Source organism: Enterococcus sp. AZ141 (assembly GCF_051714385.1).
Taxonomy (GTDB): Bacteria; Bacillota; Bacilli; order Lactobacillales; family Enterococcaceae; genus Enterococcus_D; species Enterococcus_D entomosocium.
This window is the reverse complement of sequence record NZ_JBIORT010000001.1, coordinates 1,222,389-1,240,374: the sequence shown is the minus strand read 5'-3', so window position 1 is coordinate 1,240,374 and position 17,986 is coordinate 1,222,389. Positions and strand designations below refer to the sequence as shown.

Genomic DNA, 17,986 nt, shown 5'->3' with positions numbered 1-17,986 from the left:
CTGATTCATTCAAGGGTTACAGCTTCTTAAACAAGGTTGGTGCTTGATCAGGAGACCAAGTGGTGTCCCCGTAATTTGAGTGGGTGTTAATCACGACATAATTGCTGCCTTTATGGCTCACGATTTCACCACTTGTATACACTTCTGGTGCAGAGAATGTACCTAGTTTCCACACACGGTATTCTGACTCCCCGCCTCCAGGTGTTTCAGTTTCTTCTTTGGCATTGGTTTTCACGCTCAGCTGGTTACTGAAAGCGGATTGTTCGCCCGTTTTGCTGATTGCTTTGATTTGGTAATTGTAGGTTGTATCCGCTGCTAGATTCGTGTCTTCATAGGTTGTCCCTGTGGCTGTAGCAATTTTGACGCCATTGCGGTAAACGTCATATCCAGCGATCCCATTTGTATGAGTCGATGCTTGCCACATTAAGGAAACGCTGCTGTCTGTCACGCTCATTTGGTGCAGGTTGCCTGGTGTCGAAGGGGTTTCGACTTGATTGTCTGCTGAGGTAGTCACTTTCACTGCAGCACTTTTTTCTGAAACTAACGCAGTAAAGCCGACTGCTTCTACTTGATAGCTATAGGTTGTGTTGGCTTTTAATTGTGTGTCGGTAAAAGTTGGCTCAGTAGTCGTTGCCACTAAGGCACCATCGCGATACACGTTGTATTCTTTCGCATCGGTTTGACCGTTCCATGCTAAAGCCACCGTGCTGCTAGTCACTCGTTCTGAGCGGACATTTGCTGGTGCTGCTGGTTTTTCGGGAATGACCGTTGAGCCGGAAACGTTGACGTCGATCACGTTATAAAAGGCATTTGGCGTATCGGCAACATCCCAGACCGCTAAAATGACATGGTAACCGAGACGATTTTCTGGAATGGTAATGGTATGGCTTGGGCTATTGCTGGCAGCCGAACCATCGTGATTCACAGTAGCGATCAATTCCAAGCTATCTCTTGAAAGTGGCGCGTTTTGATCCCAACCTGGTTTCGTGATATAGTAATGCCATTTTGTGGTCTTGTGAGGCGCTGTATAATGCCAATTGACCCGCAATGGTCCTTGATTGATGTCTTGTTTGGTCCAACGATTGGTTCCTTGTTCATCAAGAACAAAGTCCCCGATTTGTCCGAGTCCACCATCTGCCGAAGCGATGCGACCATCTACTGGTCCTGTTTCTGGAAAGCCTTTTTTAGTTTCCAATGATTGTGGGTTTGAAATGACATTGCCATATTTCTCAAACGCAGCGCTCCACCCTAACGTATTGCGATCCAAAGACCCTTGATAGCCCCGACTGACCGGTGATTCCACATAACCATGAGCAAATACTTGTTTCCCCGTGAAGAACAAGGTCCCTCCAAGTAAGATTGCCACCCCGACCGACCATTTTACCAATGCGTTTTTCATACTCTGCCTCCTAAAATTTTTTATCATCGAATAAACCAATCCTATCCGTTTATTCCTTGATTCCGATTCATTGAAAAGCAAACCCTACATTTATAAATAGTTTATTTATATATGTATGATAAACGACTTAATCATTATAAGATTATAATGACTAGTTTTCCGTCCTTTCAGTTAGAAATACAAAAAAACTTGAAACGATTCTCCTCCTAATCACTTAAGAGGATTCGTTCCAAGTTTCTTTCTTTATAGACGATCTTTTTTAGGAAAAAACAGCCGCCTATTTCCCATTTTCTTTCACATAGTCAGAGGATTGCGCGCCTGCTTGGCGACCAAAGACCATAATGTCGGCTACAGCATTGCCGCCGATTCGATTTTGTCCGTGGATACCGCCGGTCACTTCACCTGCTGCATACAAGCCAGTGATTGGTGTGCCATCTTCTTTCAACACTTGGGTCTTCGTATTGATCTTGACGCCGCCCATTGTATGGTGGATCCCAGGTGCAATTTGAATCGCATAGAATGGTCCTTCCGTCAAATCATAGTCCATCGCCGTTTCACGACCAAAATCTTTGTCGGCTTTGTCTGCCACTGCTTGGTTCCATGTATCTAAAGTTTTCTTCAAGGTTGCTGGATCGACATCGATTTTTTCAGCTAACGCTTCGATGGTGTCAGCTTCTACCACTACACCTTGTTCTTTGTAGTAATCGACTTGTTTGGCTCTACCTGCTAACGCATTGTCAAAAATCAAGTAGGCATAGCTTTCTGGCAGATCTGTGATGGCAGCTGAAACATTGTCGCGGGTTTCTAATTCATTGTAGAAACGTTCTCCTTGTTGGTTCACCAAAATGGCGCCTTCTCCACGAACGGTTTCACTGATCAACATACCTGTATCTTGAACCACTGTGGGATGGACTTGGATTTGATCCATATCAACCGTTGCGCCGCCTAATTCTTCGATCATCTTGATACCATCGCCTGTACTTCCTTCAGAAGTCGTGCTGACATAGCCTTTCAGATCTGGACGATATTTTTCGATCAGTTCTTTGTTGGAGCCAAAACCACCAGTAGTAACAACCACTGCATCACCAGCGATTTCTTTTTCTTCGCCATTGATTTTCACGTTGACGCCAGTGACTTTGCCGTCTGTTTCATTGATTTTTGTCACATCAGCATTTACAAACAAAGGAATTTCTTGCTCATGAATGTTTCTCAACAGGCCATCCACCAAATACGTACCGACTGCTGAACCGTCGTGAGGACGATGGATCCGTTTTACACTGGCACCACCGCTATAGCTGATATTGTCTAAAGTGATCCCCATTGAATCCAACCAATCAATCGCTGAAGCAGAGTTGTCTACTAAATAATGTAGCAATTCTTGATCGTTGGTTCCTTTACCACCTTTAAGGGTATCTTCAAAAAATTGTTCATTCGAATCTTCAATGCCTTGTGCTTCTTGGAATTTGGTTTCTGATGCGTTCATTCCGCCAGAAGATTTCAAGGTATTTCCGCCTGCGATCGGCATTTTTTCTAAAATGACTGGATTCATTCCAGCATCTTTAGCCGACAAGGCTGCTGCCATCCCTGCACCGCCAGCACCAACGATGACGATATCATATTGATCTTTTAACTCTGCTGGATCGGTATACTCTTGTTGGGAAGCACCTGAAGTGACTTCACTTTCTGAAGAAGAGCTTGCCGCACTGCTGCTGGCTTTTGTTCCGCCATCGGCACCACATGCACTAAGCAACAATAATGAGGCTGCCCCAATCACCCATTTTGACCATCCACTTTTTTTCATTTGTTTCCCTCCGTTTTTCTTTTTGCCCTTTTCTCCTCACTGATCCCCGTCATATATGATGAGAAAAGAAGCATTTTTCTTGCGAACCCCGCTTAACTTGTTACTTTATTAACAATGCTAAACATCTTGCGATCGGACTATTTTTCTATTCGATAGCGATAAAAACATTGTTTAAGCAACATTTCAACAGAGTTCTATTTTATTTAACCATTGTAACAAAAAAAGAAACTAAGTGTCTCGTAATAATTTGTGTATATTTTAACTATTGATTCTCATTATTTCCTAATTTTTTCGAAAAAAGATATTATATTTTCCTCACTACTTTCTGCTATTCAAAGCTGCCACAAAGGTCCCGCTCATAGAATGACCGTTAAGTTCGCGGTCAAAAAGATATTGCCGCGATTGTTCTTTCACTGTTCTTTTCCCTTTGTCCTGCGCCTTCTTTTGTATAATAAAAGAAAAAGCAGAAATGGAGTGGCAAATGGAAAAATTGACCCGGATGTTCGAGCGAGTGATCAGTATCTGTATTGATAGCATGTTAGCGATCTTAGTCGTTGTCGTCTTGATTTTTATGGGAAAAGCGATTTTTATGATCAGCACGACGCTCTTTCCTTTAAGTGAAGCGCCCCACCTGTCCTTTTTGATTGAAGAAATTGCCACGTTATTCATTTTGTTAGAAATCATTTTGATGTTGCTGCGGTATATGAAGGACGGACACCATATTCCCGTCCGTTACTTGATTTTGATCAGTATTACTGCGATTTTGCGCGAGCTATTGTTGACGCAAGGCATGGCGAACGATGCCCTATTTTTTGCTCTAGCGATTTTTGTCTTGGTACTGGTCTTGCTAGTCCTGCAAAAAATCAATGCCTTCCAGCATGCCCAAGAAAAAGACCACTGAAACTAGCCCGTCGGATCAGTTGGGTTCAGTGGCTTTTTCGGGATCAGTTAGAGGAATACCAATATAAAAGGTGGTTCCTTTAGGCGTACTTGTAACATCGATCAACCAGTCGTTTTTTTCCACGATCGAAGAGACAGTAAAGAGTCCTAGACCAGTACCGCCAGTGGCACTCTTGGTCGTGAAGAAGCGGGTAAAGATTTTTTCTTGGATCGCTTCTGGTATGCCGGGACCGTTGTCGACGATTTCGATCAAAGCAAACTCCTGTTGTGCGGAGAAAGCTTGCTTACGAAACGGAAAGGTGGCGCTTTCTGTCGAAGTGCGACTCAATCGAATGCTGCAATCGGCATTTGCTTGGTACACATTCATCAACAAATTGTAAATAATGACTTGCAGATCGATCTTCTCGTAGACGGCATATCCTACTTCTTGGATATCATACGTAAGGGAAAAGGCTTTTGGCAACAGTGCGCGCATAGTATCGATGGCTTCTGTCAAGGTAGTAGCGATCGACTGCACAGTTTTATCGGCACTTTCGAGTTTCGAAAAACGTAGCACATTGCTGGATAACTCTTTGCCTTTTTCCGCCGCTTTGCAGACTTCTTGCAAGTCCTCCACTAAGACTTCATCGTGTTGGTTTTCCTCGATCAGCAATTGCAGATGACCAATCATTGGCGTCAAAAAGTTGTTTAGGTCATGGACGATTGAGGTCGTTAGCAAGCCAATAGTTTCCAGTTTTGATTCTTGCAAAATGTTTTTTTCGATTTCGTGCTTTTCTTTTAACAGCCGTTGTCGTTCTTTCAATGCTTGGTTTTCGACATAGGCTTGATTGCGTTTCATGTAGTTTTTGATCAGGACGGTCAATAAAATCATAATGACAAACAACAAACCCAGTAGGCCGATCAAAATCAAGTTGTCTTGTAAGAAGAGACCGCTTTGCTCCAAAAAATCGGCATTGCTAGCGACGATCAGCCGACTGTCGCCGATGGTGATCCATTGATAAGCAGCCAATTTCAGCACTTTTTGCAGTGTTTCTTCGTTCCACCAATAAGAATAATAGACGGAGGTGCCTTCTTCATTGTCGATTTGTTCTTGCTCCAAGCGCTCAAGATCGGTGAAATCCAGCTCTGGAAATTCTTTTTTGCGGCTCTCAACGATGGAAAAACCAATTTGTTCGTCCGATGGGTGCATAACGATCCGCATATCGGCGTTTTTGACCATCGTATAGCCGGAAACATTGCGATCGGTGGTAAATTCATGATGATACATGCGCTGCAGATTTAAAGGCATCACAAGAACCGCTTCTTTGTCGTCAAGGGTTAGGGACTGATACACATTTAAATAGGCCTCTTTACCATCGAAATAGACTTGCCCATTTTGTACTTGCCGTCCTGCCAATACTTTGTCTAAGGATGGGTCTTTGAATAACAATTCTTGCACCGGCGGGTCTTCTGGTTTATTGACCGACGTTGCGGTATTTTGGGCGATGACCTGACCTTGTTGGTCGATCAAAAACAATCCGACCATGGCATTGTTCGCGGAATTGATCACTGGTAACGTTAAGGGGCGCTGCAAATCAGCCAAGGCGGCACCTTCGAGGTGGTCATCGGCATAATTGGCAAGAGCCATGTGGTACGATTCGATACTACGGCTGATCAGCTTGATCGCCGCTTGGTTGACCGTTTCTAACTGCCGCAACCCGACGGTTTCAGCTTGTCTTTGTGCGCTTTTATAACTTGTAAAGGTAAAAATAAGTCCAATCAATGTAATGAATAAGGTAGCGACCACGCTTAAATACAGCCAAAACTTTGATGGCGGTTTCATTGTAAACCCCTTTCATATTTACTATAATACTATTGATACAGGAGGCGGATATTTTGCGAGATGAAAAAATTTTAATCGTTGATGATGACCCTGCTATTCGGCGGCTGATTTGGAAATCTTTACAATCGACGGGCATTTTGATCTACCAGACTGATTCCGTTGAAAAAACGATTGCGATCAATTCTCGTGTCAGCTTTGATCTTTTTTTACTGGATATCAGTTTGGAGCATGAAAATGACGGCTATCATTTGGCACAACTGATTCGAGAAGAAAACCCCACGGTGCCGATCGTCTTTTTGAGCGGTAAAAGTGACGAAAAAGATATGATCAACGGCTATGAGATTGGCGCTGACCACTACATTACGAAGCCTTTTTCACCGGCACTCTTAAAAGCACAAATCGTTTCGATTCTAGATCGCCGCAACGTGCTGCGAGAAAAAGGGATCGCTAAACCGGAAGGAGATCTGTGCAGCGGCATGTTTCGTTTTGACCAAAAACGCTATCAGTTTTTCAAAAATGATCAGCCCATCAAGTTGTCTTCAAAAGAAATCATGCTGATGCGCTTTTTCATGGAAAATCCGGATCAAGTGTTCTCGAAAGAACAGATTTACAGCAATGTTTGGCAAGATGGCCAATTCGATGCCAATACCGTGATGGTTTTTATCAATCATCTGCGAAACAAAATTGAAGATGAGCCGAAGCAAGCCCGTTTTTTGAAAACCGTTTGGGGGATCGGCTATACCTTTTTACCAGAAGGAGACGCCTTCTAGCTGCAAGAAATAAAGGGCCAAGGCTAAAAGATCCGCCGAGCCGCCGGGACTCAAATGGCGTGCAATCAATACTTGATCATAGGTCGTTAATTCACGAAGCAAGTCTGTATCCGACAGATTGGCTTCGTGAATTTTTTGCATCTCCTGCTGCACTGTCTTCATCGCCTCGTAGCCGCCTCGGTGGACGAGGTTGCTGTCTTCGGTTTCACTCATTAGATAGACCAACCCTCGTAACAAGGAAACGGAGGTTTTTTGTGGTTGCTGCCGTAAGTACTCCAGCAGTTTTTTAACCGTTGGATAACCAGCTGCGGCTTCTCCACGAATCCCCATCGTGCCGTAGGTTAAATAATTTTTTTCTCCGTAAGACAACTGGTCTTTGTGGGTGATTTGCTGCAGGTCTTGCTTGACCAAATGCTGGCAGATGTCGGCGGCAAGCTGCAGGATCTGATTGGTATCTTCAGCCGTCAGCACAGCCTTGTCATGCTGTTGATAATAGACTCCTGTCGCCCCCAACAAAACTGCAAAGGAAAAGTTCGCCCCTTTGTGGGTATTGATGCCTTTGGTTGCCTGAAGCATCGCTTCTTCTGCTTCTTGACCGATCCCACGTAACTGGTCAAACAGCTGGATCAGGGCGCCTGTATGGGCAAAGCCAGCTTGGCTATAGCGCTGAAAAAAAGGCGCCAAACAAGTGATACTATTGATAAAGGTAAACACATTCATGTCCTGATGCGCACCAGAGGAGCAAGGATCTACTAAACCAGGCTTGGGTGCTAACGCTACCTCATAATGCAGCGCATTGACTGCATAGCTGCTGGCGATAAAAAGACGGGAATCAGTCAATTTTTCTTCGCTCCATTTCAGCAAGAATAAATTGCAGGGAGTGATCCAAATGTTCATGGGTCAACAACGTGATCTGTTCCGTGTCATTGGTTCTCATGCCGCGATAAATCAGCCAATGTTCCGCCAATGCCGCATCCCTTCTTCTAGAAGAGCGAATCGCAATGTCACGAAAATAAACGAGGTACGCTTGCAGATCCAGCACGATACTTTTTAACCGCAGCATCTGGCTTTTTTCGTAAATAAACGCATTGAAGTCAGAAAAGTTTTTCAAGACCCCATCCACATCATCCTCACGATTCAGCTGTTCGCCATGTTCTAACAAGCAGCGCATCTCCCGGAAATCCTCCTCACTCATCAAGGCCATTGCTTTGATAGTCGCCAATGTATCCAATGATTTGCGGATATCGTAAATCTCATAAGCATCTTTGATACTGATCCCTTTTACGACGATGCCGATTTTTGGTACGTGTTCCACCAGTTTTTCAGCCACCAGCTGCGTCATGGCGTAACGAATTGGGGTCCGGCTGATGTTTAACGTATCGGAAAATTCTTTCTCATTGATGCGAGAGCCTGCGGGAATGTCTCCTAAAATGATGGTTTTTTTGAACGCTTCATAGATCAAATCTTTTAATGGTTTATTTTTGGTCAGATCCAGATTTTTATTTACTGCATCAATAATTGGATTCATGATTTACTCCTATCATACTAAAAACAAATGAGATTTTTGGGAAAAAATAGATATATCGATAAACAAGGAAAACTACCGAGCAAAATGGCAGCCTGCTCGATAGTTTCTTTATGAAGTTACTGTGGAATATAAAACGGCATATGACCCAATAGTACGATCGTAACGACAAAGATCACGAAAATCCCCAGTGCGTATTTCGCCGCTTCTTTTTGCCATTGCCCCATATCTAAGCCAGTCAAGCGCAATAGCAAGTAGATGAAGGCAACCAATGGACTTAACAAGTGGAACGCTTGGCCCATTAAGGACGCCAAGGCCATCTGCATATTGGTGAAGCCATACGAACGACCCGCTTCTGCTAAGACCGGTAGAACCCCAAAGTAAAACCCATCATTGGAAATAAAGAAAGTCCCAGGTGCAGAGATCAGGGCGATAACTATGCCCCAGAAACCAGCCAATTGTTTAGGAATGATTTGCGTGAAACTATTCGCTAAGGCAGTAGCCATCCCAGAGCCTTGGAACAAGCCCATGAAGACGCCTGCTGCAAAAACTAAAATTACTACTTGAACAGCATCGCCGCCGTTGGCACCGATCCGTGACGATTGATCTTTCAAAATTGGGTAGTTGACCATCAATGCGATACAAGTACCTACAAGGAATAACAAGATTGGTGGTAAAGCGATACTAGAAATAAAGGAGCTTGCTACTAACCAGCCAATCAAGACGATCGTTAAGATACCATTGAAGACAAAGTTTTTCGGACGACGGATCGCTAATGTATCAGGATCAGTCACAGTCGTCATTTCTAATATCTCATCGTTCGTCAGTTCCGTAACCCCTAAACGTTTCCGTTCTTGGATCCCCATTCTGCGAGCCACGAAGAAAATCACATATAACAGAGACAAAATCATTCCTGGCAACAAATAAGAAAGAATATCCGCATCAACTTCCAGCACGGCCATTGCTCGGGCAGTCGGTCCGCCCCATGGCAATAAGTTCATGATGGTGTTTTGCAAAATGATCAAGACACCAAGGTTCATCATTTTCATATTCAGCTTCTTGTAGATGGGAATAAACGCAGAACAACAAATCAAGGTAGTGGTCGTTCCATCACCGTTCAAAGAGACCGCAGCGGCAACGACTGCCGTTGCCATCAAGACTTTCATCGGATCGCCTTTAGCAAAATAAATCATTTTTTTCGTGATTGGATCAAACAAACCGGCATCCAACATAATGGAAAAGTACAAAATCGCAAACAGCAACATGATCCCTGTGTTGGCTGTAGTGGAGATTCCCTCAAGAACAAAATCTCCGATGTTGCCTTTTTCGGAAACACCGGCAACCATCGCAACGAGGGTAAATAGTAATGGGATAATTACTAAGGATGTAAAGGGTGACATTTTTTTCTTCATGATGACAAACATGAAGACAATAATCATGGCATAGGACAAAATTGTTAAGAACATTTTCTTCTTCCTTTCATGCATCGAAATGTGTAAGCGTTATCAAAAAACATTTTTAAAAAAATTACAGGCCCGTAATTTATTAGTGACAAGCGCCACTAGTTTGTGAAAATTTTTCTTTTCTTAAAGGAAATAATGTTACTGAATGCTTTACACGTCTAAGAATAAACAATCAAGAATTAGAAAAAAAGGCCCGTTTACAAAAAGAACAGCAAAAAAACAATTTCTCTTTTCAAATCTTATTTTTCGTTTAAAAAGTTCTTAACAGAATATTAACGCAAGAAAAACCTTGATAAAACAACGTTTATCTCGGTTTTTCGCTCTTTTCCCAAAAAAGGAACACTGAAAAAACAATTTTCAGCCGAAATAAATCTCGCTGATTGAACGGGAGTTTCTATAATGAAAGGGAACGAATCATTGAGAAAGGAGAAACCCATGAATCTTATTAAAAGATTGTTCAAAAAAACGCATGATGAACCTGATGCGCCTGTCAGCTCCCCTTTGAAGCCACAGAAAATGGTAACGGATCCACCCGCGTCTGATTGGCAAGAAGTGTCGAGCTATCAGCCAGCGCCTGCAGAAGATTATCCATTAGTCAGTCTGATAGCCGCCGCACTAGGGGCTGAATGTTACCCTGAAAGTCAGTTTGTCATCCGTAGAATTGAGAAACGCAATCCTGAATTTAGACGAGTCGCCCTGATGGCCGCCAGTATTGCCGCCGGAGAGCTACCAGATTCTCAGTTCACAATCAAAAAAATAGCCAAAAAAAAATGAAAACAAGTGAGGGAAAAACATGTTACGTAAATTTAAAATAGCGATCGATGGGCAAGAATATCTTGTCGAAATGGAAGAAATCGGTGCCCCACAACCTACCGCTCCTGCTCCAGCAGTGCCAACACCGGCTCCCGCAGCGGTACCTGCTCAACCAGAGCCAGTCAGCACACCAGAACCAGAAGTAGCACCACAGCCAGCACCAGGTACGCTTCCTGCTGACGGCGAGCCGATTCATTCTCCAATGCCGGGAACGATTTTACGTCTCTTGGTCAATGTAGGTGATACTGTACAAGAAAACCAGTCGTTGATGATTTTAGAAGCCATGAAGATGGAAAATGAGATCGTGGCACCAAAAGCAGGAACCGTTGTTGCCATTGCAGTCAATGCGGGCGACATGGTCAACCCAGGAGAACTGCTGATTACGATCGGCTAATTTATTGAAAAGGAAGTGACGTAGTGGAAACGTTAATTGAAGGTGTAGTCGGGTTAGGATCGGAGCCGGGACGGATCGTTATGATGCTCATCGGTGGTCTATTGATGTATTTGGGGATCAAGAAAGAATATGAACCAACCTTGTTGGTCCCTATGGGATTGGGCACGTTGTTAGTGAACTTCCCGAACTCAGGTGTGTTAAGTGCTGGTGGAGAAGCTGGCCCGTTCCAAGTATTGTTTGATATGGGGATCTCAACTGAATTGTTCCCTTTGCTTTTGTTTATCGGGATTGGTGCGATGATCGACTTCGGTCCATTGCTGCAAAATCCATTTCTTTTATTGTTTGGTGCCGCTGCGCAATTCGGGATCTTCTTTACGATCATCGTTGCCGTGCTGCTTGGTTTTGATTTAAACGACGCAGCTTCCATCGGGATCATCGGTGCCGCTGACGGACCAACGTCGATTTTTGTCGCAAATACGCTGAACTCGAAATATATGGGTGCGATCATGGTAGCAGCTTACTCTTACATGGCGCTAGTACCGATCATTCAACCGGTAGCCATCAAAGCTGTGACGACCAAGCACGAACGAAAAATCCGCATGACGTATCGTGCCGGTGAAGTTTCGCAAACGGCAAAAATTTTGTTCCCGATCGTGATCTCGATCGTAGCAGGGTTGATTGCTCCTGTTTCATTGCCATTGGTCGGATTTTTGATGTTCGGAAATCTCTTGCGGGAATGTGGTGTCTTAGATCGTTTGTCCATCACCGCTCAAAACGAACTGGTGAATATCATCAGTATCCTCCTAGGTTTATCAATTTCTGTGAAAATGCAATATGAAGAATTTTTACAAGTCGATACATTGATGGTTATTGGTTTAGGGCTGGTTGCCTTCATTATGGACTCGGTCGGCGGCGTGTTGTTTGCGAAAGTGCTGAACTTGTTCCGTAAAGAAAAAATCAACCCAATGATCGGTGCAGCTGGTATCTCTGCGTTTCCAATGTCTAGCCGGGTCATCCAAAAAATGGCGACAGATGAAGATCCGCAAAACTTTATCTTGATGCATGCAGCCGGTGCCAACGTTTCAGGACAGATTGCTTCGGTCATCGCCGGTGGCTTACTGCTGGCACTGATTGCTTAGGTCACTAGAAAGGAGAGGAAAATTATGAGTCAAGATTTACTGACTTCATTTGAATTGTTGTTATTCGGTTGGGGCGGCGTCTTTGTCGTGATCCTGATCATCTACTTCGCATCCTTGCTTTTGTCGAAGCTCTTCCCAGTAAAAAAATAAAGAAGGCATTGTATGTATACCCTAAAAAGAATCTGGCTGCAAAAAGATCCGGAAGTCTTTTTGCAATGGCAAAAATTGATCACCCGTGCTGGCTTAGCCGTCGGTGAAGAAGTAGCCTATACCGTCGGCATTTTTGACCAGCAAACCTTGATTGCTACTGCTTCTTGCTATGCCAATATCATCAAGTATGTGGTGGTCTGTGAAAAAAAACGCTCCGAACAGCTGTTGACGCAATTGATTTCGCACCTTAGCGATCATATCAAAGACGAGGGCTATACCAAGTCCTTCGTCTATACAGCACCGAAAAATCGTCTGTTTTTTGAATCTCTCGGGTTTCGTGAAGTGCTCGCTGCGCAAGACATCTTGTTCATGGAACAAGGCGTTCCTTCTTATGAAAGCTATGCCCAACAACTGCAACGACAGCGAATCGGACAAAACAACGGCGCGATCGTGATGAACGCCAATCCTTTTACCAAGGGACATTTGTACTTAGTCGAAACGGCTGCGAGTCAAAAAGAACAGGTTTATGTGTTCGTTTTATCAGAAGACCGCTCGCAATTTTCTGCCAGTGAACGGCTGCAGATGGTGACGGATGGCGTGGCTCACCTGCCAAATGTAACGGTGCTGCCAACCAACAACTATCTCGTCTCTTCGGCAGTTTTTCCCAGTTATTTCTTGAAAGAGCAAGCACCTGAGGCGATCGCCAAAAAACAAGCCGCCTTTGATGCAACCCTCTTCAAAGAAAAAATTGCGCCGTTGTTGGCGATCACTACGCGTTTTGTAGGCTCAGAGCCTTACTCGCCCGTGACTCAACTCTACAACGAGGCAATGGCTGCCGTTTTTTCTCCCGAGCTTGAACTGATCGTGATCGACCGTCTGAAGATCAACCAATCAACCGTTTCGGCTACAAACGTTCGGAAAGCGATTGCAGAAAAAGATTTACTTTTCTTGCAGCAATTTTTACCAGAAACAACGTTCTCATTTTTAATGCAGCATAACTATATTTAGAGGTGATAATAAGTGGAAATCAAAAAAAGTGCGGTTGCTGGCTCTGTTGAATCCAGTGATATCTTGATCGCGATCGAGCCCACCACAACCCAAACCATCGAGCTGACCCTCGATAGCAGTGTCGAAAAACAATTCGGCAAACAAATTCGCGCCGTCATCCTTGAGACGCTGAACCATCTAGGCGTGACACAGGCCAAAATCACTGCCACCGATAAAGGCGCATTGGACTGTACCATCAAAGCCCGAACTCTGACCGCCGTTCATCGGGCCGCCGAACAAGAACAGTATGCTTGGAAGGAGATCGACACATGGAACGTTTAAGAAGAACGATGATGTTTGTACCAGGAGCTAACGCTGCCATGCTACGGGATGCGCCATTGTATGGCGCCGACTCCGTTATGTTTGATTTAGAAGATGCGGTCTCCTTGAATGAAAAAGACTCTGCTCGGACTCTGGTGCATTTTGCCTTAAAAACCTTTGACTATTCTGCCATCGAAACCGTCGTGCGCATCAACGGCCTCGACACGGTGGGTGCCCTTGATATCGAAGCGATGGTCCTAGCGGGGGTCAACGTCATTCGTCTACCGAAAACCGAAACCGCCCAAGACATCATTGACGTTGCCGCCGTGATTACACAAGTGGAAGAAGACAATGATCTACCGGTAGGAACCACCAAAATGATGGCTGCCATCGAGTCGGCCGAAGGCGTTTTAAATGCCCGAGACATCGCCACAGCTTCCGACCGCTTGATCGGGATCGCTTTAGGGGCAGAAGATTATGTCACCAATATGAAAACCCGTCGCTACCCAGATGGGCAAGAATTGTTGTTTGCCCGCAGTATGATTTTGCATGCAGCTAGAGCTGCAGGGATCGCCGCCATCGATACCGTCTTTTCTGATATCAATGACACCGATGGCTTTATCGCTGAAACGACTCGCATCAAGCAGCTTGGTTTTGACGGAAAATCAGTGATCAATCCACGGCAGATTCCCCTAGTCAATGGGATCTATGCGCCTTCAAAAGCCGAGATCCAACAGGCCAAAGAAGTGATCTGGGCCATTCGTGAAGCCGAAAGCAAAGGTTCTGGTGTGATCTCCTTGAATGGCAAAATGGTCGATAAACCAATCGTTGAGCGAGCGGAACGCGTGATTGCCCTTGCCAAAGCAGCGAAATTGATTACCGAGGAGGAAGTGTAATTATGGTGTTAAACAAAGCAGGAAAAGACATCCCTGAATGCTATGCCAACCAATACGGGGTCTTTAAAAATGAAACAGCCAATATCCATGCCTACAAAGAAGCGAGTCGCAAGATCGAGCCAGTCCTGCCAGGCAAGAGCAAGGTCTTGGGTAGTATTCGTGAAGCCATTGAAAAAACAGGGTTAACGGATGGCATGACGATCTCCTTCCACCATCATTTTCGCGAAGGGGACTTTATCATGAATCTCGTTTTGGACGAGATCGCAAAAATGGGCATCAAGAATCTTGCGATTGCCCCTAGTTCCATCGCGAATGTCCATGAACCATTGATCGGACATATCAAATCTGGCGTCGTGACCAATATCACCTCCAGCGGACTGCGGGACAAAGTCGGTGCCGCAATCTCCGAAGGAATTATGGATGCACCGGTCATTATCCGTTCTCATGGCGGTCGGGCTCGTGCGATTGCCGCCGGCGATATCCACATCGATGTCGCTTTCTTAGGGGCGCCTAGCTCAGATGCGTATGGCAATGCTAATGGCACCGTCGGAAAAGCAACCTGCGGCTCATTGGGCTATGCGATGGTCGATGCAAAATACGCCGACCAAGTCGTGATCATCACCGACACCCTGGTGCCGTTTCCAAATACCCCAATCAGCATTCCCCAAACGGATGTCGATTATGTCGTGGAAGTCGACGCCATCGGTGATCCTGCAGGGATCGCAAAAGGGGCGACCCGCTTTACCAAAAATCCAAAGGAATTACTGATTGCTGAGTATGCAGCCAAGGTCATCACCAGCTCGCCTTACTACCAACAAGGCTTCTCCTTCCAAACTGGAACGGGCGGTGCCGCATTAGCCGTCTCTCGTTTTTTACGCGAAGCAATGATCAAAGATGAGATCAAAGCCAGCTTTGCCCTCGGCGGCATTACCAATGCCATGGTGGAACTGTTAGAAGAAGGATTAGTGGAAAAACTGATCGATGTCCAAGACTTTGATCACCCTTCCGCACAATCGCTAGGGAAAAACGTCAATCATTACGAGATCGATGCCAATATGTATGCCTCACCATTAAGCAAAGGGGCGTTTATCAATCAATTGGATACCGCCATTCTTTCCGCACTGGAAGTCGACACGGATTTCAATATCAATGTCATCACCGGTTCTGACGGTGTGATTCGCGGTGCTTCTGGCGGCCACTCAGATACTAGTATGGCGTGCAAAATGAGCTTAGTGATCGCTCCTCTTGTGCGGGGACGGATCCCAACGATCGTCGATACCGTCAACACGATCGTCACGCCAGGCGCCAGCATTGATGTCGTCGTCACAGAAATCGGGATCGCCATCAATCCAGCTCGCAAAGACCTGATCAGCCATTTTGAAGCATTGGATATTCCCCAGTACACCATTGAAGAATTAAAAGAAAAAGCCTACAGCATTGTCGGTCAACCCGAACCAATCAAGTACGGGGAAAAAACCGTCGCTTTGATCGAATACCGCGATGGCACGATCATTGATGTGGTCAAAAATGTCTGATGCCCTATTTTCAGGAACCCCTGTGACGCTAACCGATATGCTGCAGGCGCGAGAAAATAGAAGCTCCCTTCAACGGGAGCTTCTCGCTGCGGATGAAAAAGCGGCATTGCTTGTTGCCACCATGAATATTCCCGGTCCCGTGAAAAATTCTGTCCCATTGACCGCCGTTTTTGAAGAACTCATTACGGAAATCGAAGAGGCCGTCAAGGAACTGATTCCACTGGCAAACCTCTACCGTAGTTTGGAAACTGGACCGGAATATTATCTCGTACTGCCCACAGATCCTTATGAACTAAAACGAATGATGGTTCAGATTGAGACCCATCATCCTTATGGTCGATTGGTGGATCTGGATGTCTTAGCCAAAAACCAAGACCAGCTTTTACCTATCAGCCGTACCGAAATCGGACTGCCGGCAAGAAGCTGCTACGTCTGTGAACAAGATGCCAAAGTTTGTGGCCGTTCTAGAACTCATAGCGTAGCAGATATGCAGCAGCAGATCCGTAAAATCATTCAGGAAAGAGTGAAAGAATGAAAAAAATCCAATTTACCGAAACCGTCTTGCGGGACGGCCAACAAAGTCTGATCGCCACGCGAATGCCTACCAGCGATATGCTGCCGATTTTAAAAACCATGGATCAAGCGGGCTATCATGCCTTGGAAATGTGGGGCGGCGCAACCTTCGATGCTTGTCTGCGTTTTTTAAATGAAAACCCATGGGAAAGATTGCGGGCGATCCGCAAAGAAGTGAAAAAGACCAAACTACAAATGCTCTTACGGGGACAAAATCTCTTAGGTTACAAAAACTATGCCGATGACGTCGTTGCTGACTTTGTGACCAAATCGGTCGAAAACGGCATCGACATTCTTCGTTTGTTTGACGCCTTAAATGATGTTCGCAATTTAGAAACCGCCATCCGCGCCACAAAAGCAGCCGGTGGACACTGTCAAACGGCAATCTCTTATACTACTAGCCAAATCCATACCGTGGATTACTTCGTTGACCTTGCCAACAAAATGGCAAACCTCGGCGCCGATTCCATCTGTATCAAAGATATGGCCGGCGTTTTGACGCCGCAAACCGGTTATGAGCTGGTCAGCCGAATCAAAGATGCCGTCGATCTGCCGCTAGAAGTCCATACCCATGCCACCAGCGGCATCGCTGAGATGACCTACTTAAAAGTTGCGGAAGCCGGTGCAGACATCATTGATACCGCCATTTCCTCTTTTGCTGGCGGCACCAGTCAGCCAGCAACCGAATCTGTGGCAATCGCCTTAGAAGATTGCGGCTTTGCTACGGGACTTGATTTGCAGAAAGTCGCTGAGATTGCTGAACATTTCAATCCCGTTCGTGATCGTTTCCGCGAAGAAGGACTACTGAACCCGAAAGTCAAAGATATCGAACCTAAAACCTTGATCTATCAAGTACCTGGTGGCATGTTGTCAAACCTACTCAGCCAATTGACGGAACAAGGATTGCAAGACAAGTATGAAGAAGTCCTAGCAGAGGTACCAAAAGTCAGAGCGGACTTGGGTTATCCACCGCTAGTGACCCCATTGTCGCAAATGGTCGGCACTCAAGCCTTGATGAATGTAATTTCAGGAGAACGCTACAAACTTGTCCCAAGTGAGATCAAAGATTACGTCAAAGGACTTTATGGACAATCGCCAGCACCCATCAGCGACGAAATCAAAGAAACAATTATCGGAGATGCTGAAGTGATCACTGCCAGACCAGCTGATCTACTGGCACCGCAATTGCCAGCCTTCAAGGAAGAAATCGCTGAGTATGCCAAAAGCGAAGAAGACGTGCTGATGTACGCCCTCTTCCCTCAGCAAGCCCAAGACTTTTTAGGCCGACGAGAAGATCCCTTTTATGATGTCCCCGTACAGACCGTGTCTGTGAGGATTGCGGTGGATTAACAATGAAGCCAGAAATAGAGAAAACAACTTAAAGTGCCCCTCACAAATTCGCTTGCTTTAGCAAATTTGTGAGGGGTATTACCATCTATAGGCTGTTTCTTCTTTTTTACTAATCAGCAGTGCAAAAATACGTACGCCACGGCCACTC

The 17,986-nt window shown here is 45.2% G+C and carries 18 protein-coding genes; 12 read left to right on the top strand and 6 right to left on the bottom strand.

Going from position 1 to position 17,986, the window contains the following annotated elements; genetic code table 11:
- Window positions 1-16: 16 nt before the first annotated feature.
- Entirely contained in the window at window positions 17-1,399 is a 1,383-nt protein-coding gene (locus IGI89_RS05765) for a lytic polysaccharide monooxygenase (RefSeq protein WP_438735421.1), read from the bottom strand.
- Window positions 1,400-1,676: 277 nt separating this feature from the next.
- Window positions 1,677-3,200: a flavocytochrome c gene (locus IGI89_RS05760; RefSeq protein ID WP_005233089.1), complete on the bottom strand. Its 1,524-nt coding sequence runs from the start codon at window positions 3,198-3,200 to the stop codon at window positions 1,677-1,679.
- 481 nt (window positions 3,201-3,681) lie between these two features.
- Between IGI89_RS05760 and IGI89_RS05755 the strand changes: the two genes are divergently transcribed.
- On the top strand, window positions 3,682-4,101 hold the full coding sequence (locus IGI89_RS05755; RefSeq protein ID WP_008381850.1) for a phosphate-starvation-inducible PsiE family protein: 420 nt from the start codon (window positions 3,682-3,684) through the stop codon (window positions 4,099-4,101).
- A gap of 15 nt (window positions 4,102-4,116) precedes the next feature.
- On the opposite strand, the gene IGI89_RS05750 is transcribed toward IGI89_RS05755, so the two are convergent.
- The gene (locus IGI89_RS05750) at window positions 4,117-5,922 is read right to left on the bottom strand and encodes a sensor histidine kinase (protein ID WP_005233084.1); all 1,806 of its coding nucleotides are present in this window, start codon (window positions 5,920-5,922) and stop codon (window positions 4,117-4,119) included.
- Between the two features lie 53 nt (window positions 5,923-5,975).
- On the opposite strand from IGI89_RS05750, the gene IGI89_RS05745 reads away from it, so the two are divergent.
- Window positions 5,976-6,692 carry a response regulator transcription factor gene (locus IGI89_RS05745; RefSeq protein WP_008381846.1) on the top strand — a complete coding sequence of 239 codons (717 nt, stop codon included), beginning with the start codon at window positions 5,976-5,978 and terminating at the stop codon, window positions 6,690-6,692.
- On the opposite strand, the gene citG is transcribed toward IGI89_RS05745, so the two are convergent.
- The 3 genes from citG to IGI89_RS05730 form a co-directional block, all read right to left on the bottom strand.
- Window positions 6,669-7,532, bottom strand: coding sequence for a triphosphoribosyl-dephospho-CoA synthase CitG (gene citG, locus IGI89_RS05740; RefSeq protein ID WP_008381844.1), 864 nt, complete (start codon window positions 7,530-7,532; stop codon window positions 6,669-6,671). The two genes, IGI89_RS05745 and citG, sit on opposite strands and share 24 nt — an antisense overlap.
- Window positions 7,525-8,220: a GntR family transcriptional regulator gene (locus tag IGI89_RS05735; RefSeq protein WP_005233081.1), complete on the bottom strand. Its 696-nt coding sequence runs from the start codon at window positions 8,218-8,220 to the stop codon at window positions 7,525-7,527. The genes citG and IGI89_RS05735 overlap by 8 nt, the downstream gene beginning before the upstream one ends.
- Before the next feature lie 116 nt (window positions 8,221-8,336).
- Window positions 8,337-9,683: a CitMHS family transporter gene (locus IGI89_RS05730; RefSeq protein WP_008381841.1), complete on the bottom strand. Its 1,347-nt coding sequence runs from the start codon at window positions 9,681-9,683 to the stop codon at window positions 8,337-8,339.
- A 432-nt stretch (window positions 9,684-10,115) separates the two neighbouring features.
- Here IGI89_RS05730 and IGI89_RS05725 point away from each other — a divergent pair, with 432 nt between their 5' ends.
- From IGI89_RS05725 to IGI89_RS05680, 10 genes are read left to right on the top strand one after another with little or no spacing between them, the layout of a single operon-like run.
- Window positions 10,116-10,454 (top strand): hypothetical protein, encoded by a 339-nt coding sequence (locus tag IGI89_RS05725; protein WP_225869327.1) that lies wholly within the window; start codon window positions 10,116-10,118, stop codon window positions 10,452-10,454.
- Between the two features lie 19 nt (window positions 10,455-10,473).
- The gene (locus IGI89_RS05720) at window positions 10,474-10,887 is read left to right on the top strand and encodes an acetyl-CoA carboxylase biotin carboxyl carrier protein subunit (RefSeq protein WP_061053432.1); all 414 of its coding nucleotides are present in this window, start codon (window positions 10,474-10,476) and stop codon (window positions 10,885-10,887) included.
- A 23-nt stretch (window positions 10,888-10,910) separates the two neighbouring features.
- Window positions 10,911-12,026, top strand: a complete 1,116-nt coding sequence (locus IGI89_RS05715; RefSeq protein WP_005233072.1) for a sodium ion-translocating decarboxylase subunit beta — start codon at window positions 10,911-10,913, stop codon at window positions 12,024-12,026.
- Window positions 12,027-12,050: 24 nt separating this feature from the next.
- Window positions 12,051-12,176, top strand: a complete 126-nt coding sequence (locus IGI89_RS05710; protein WP_008381833.1) for an OadG-related small transporter subunit — start codon at window positions 12,051-12,053, stop codon at window positions 12,174-12,176.
- A 12-nt stretch (window positions 12,177-12,188) separates the two neighbouring features.
- Window positions 12,189-13,184, top strand: coding sequence for a [citrate (pro-3S)-lyase] ligase (gene citC / locus IGI89_RS05705; protein WP_140966065.1), 996 nt, complete (start codon window positions 12,189-12,191; stop codon window positions 13,182-13,184).
- 12 nt (window positions 13,185-13,196) lie between these two features.
- Window positions 13,197-13,505: a citrate lyase acyl carrier protein gene (gene citD, locus IGI89_RS05700; protein WP_005230465.1), complete on the top strand. Its 309-nt coding sequence runs from the start codon at window positions 13,197-13,199 to the stop codon at window positions 13,503-13,505.
- Window positions 13,493-14,380, top strand: coding sequence for a citrate (pro-3S)-lyase subunit beta (gene citE, locus IGI89_RS05695; protein ID WP_220426936.1), 888 nt, complete (start codon window positions 13,493-13,495; stop codon window positions 14,378-14,380). Before citD ends, citE begins: the two co-directional genes overlap by 13 nt.
- 2 nt (window positions 14,381-14,382) lie before the next feature.
- Window positions 14,383-15,915 (top strand): citrate lyase subunit alpha, encoded by a 1,533-nt coding sequence (gene citF, locus IGI89_RS05690; protein ID WP_438735420.1) that lies wholly within the window; start codon window positions 14,383-14,385, stop codon window positions 15,913-15,915.
- A complete protein-coding gene (citX, locus tag IGI89_RS05685) occupies window positions 15,908-16,450 on the top strand; it encodes a citrate lyase holo-[acyl-carrier protein] synthase (protein ID WP_244732694.1) in 543 nt (180 codons plus the stop codon). The genes citF and citX overlap by 8 nt, the downstream gene beginning before the upstream one ends.
- Window positions 16,447-17,838, top strand: coding sequence for an oxaloacetate decarboxylase subunit alpha (locus IGI89_RS05680; RefSeq protein WP_438735419.1), 1,392 nt, complete (start codon window positions 16,447-16,449; stop codon window positions 17,836-17,838). Before citX ends, IGI89_RS05680 begins: the two co-directional genes overlap by 4 nt.
- Window positions 17,839-17,986: the final 148 nt, after the last annotated feature.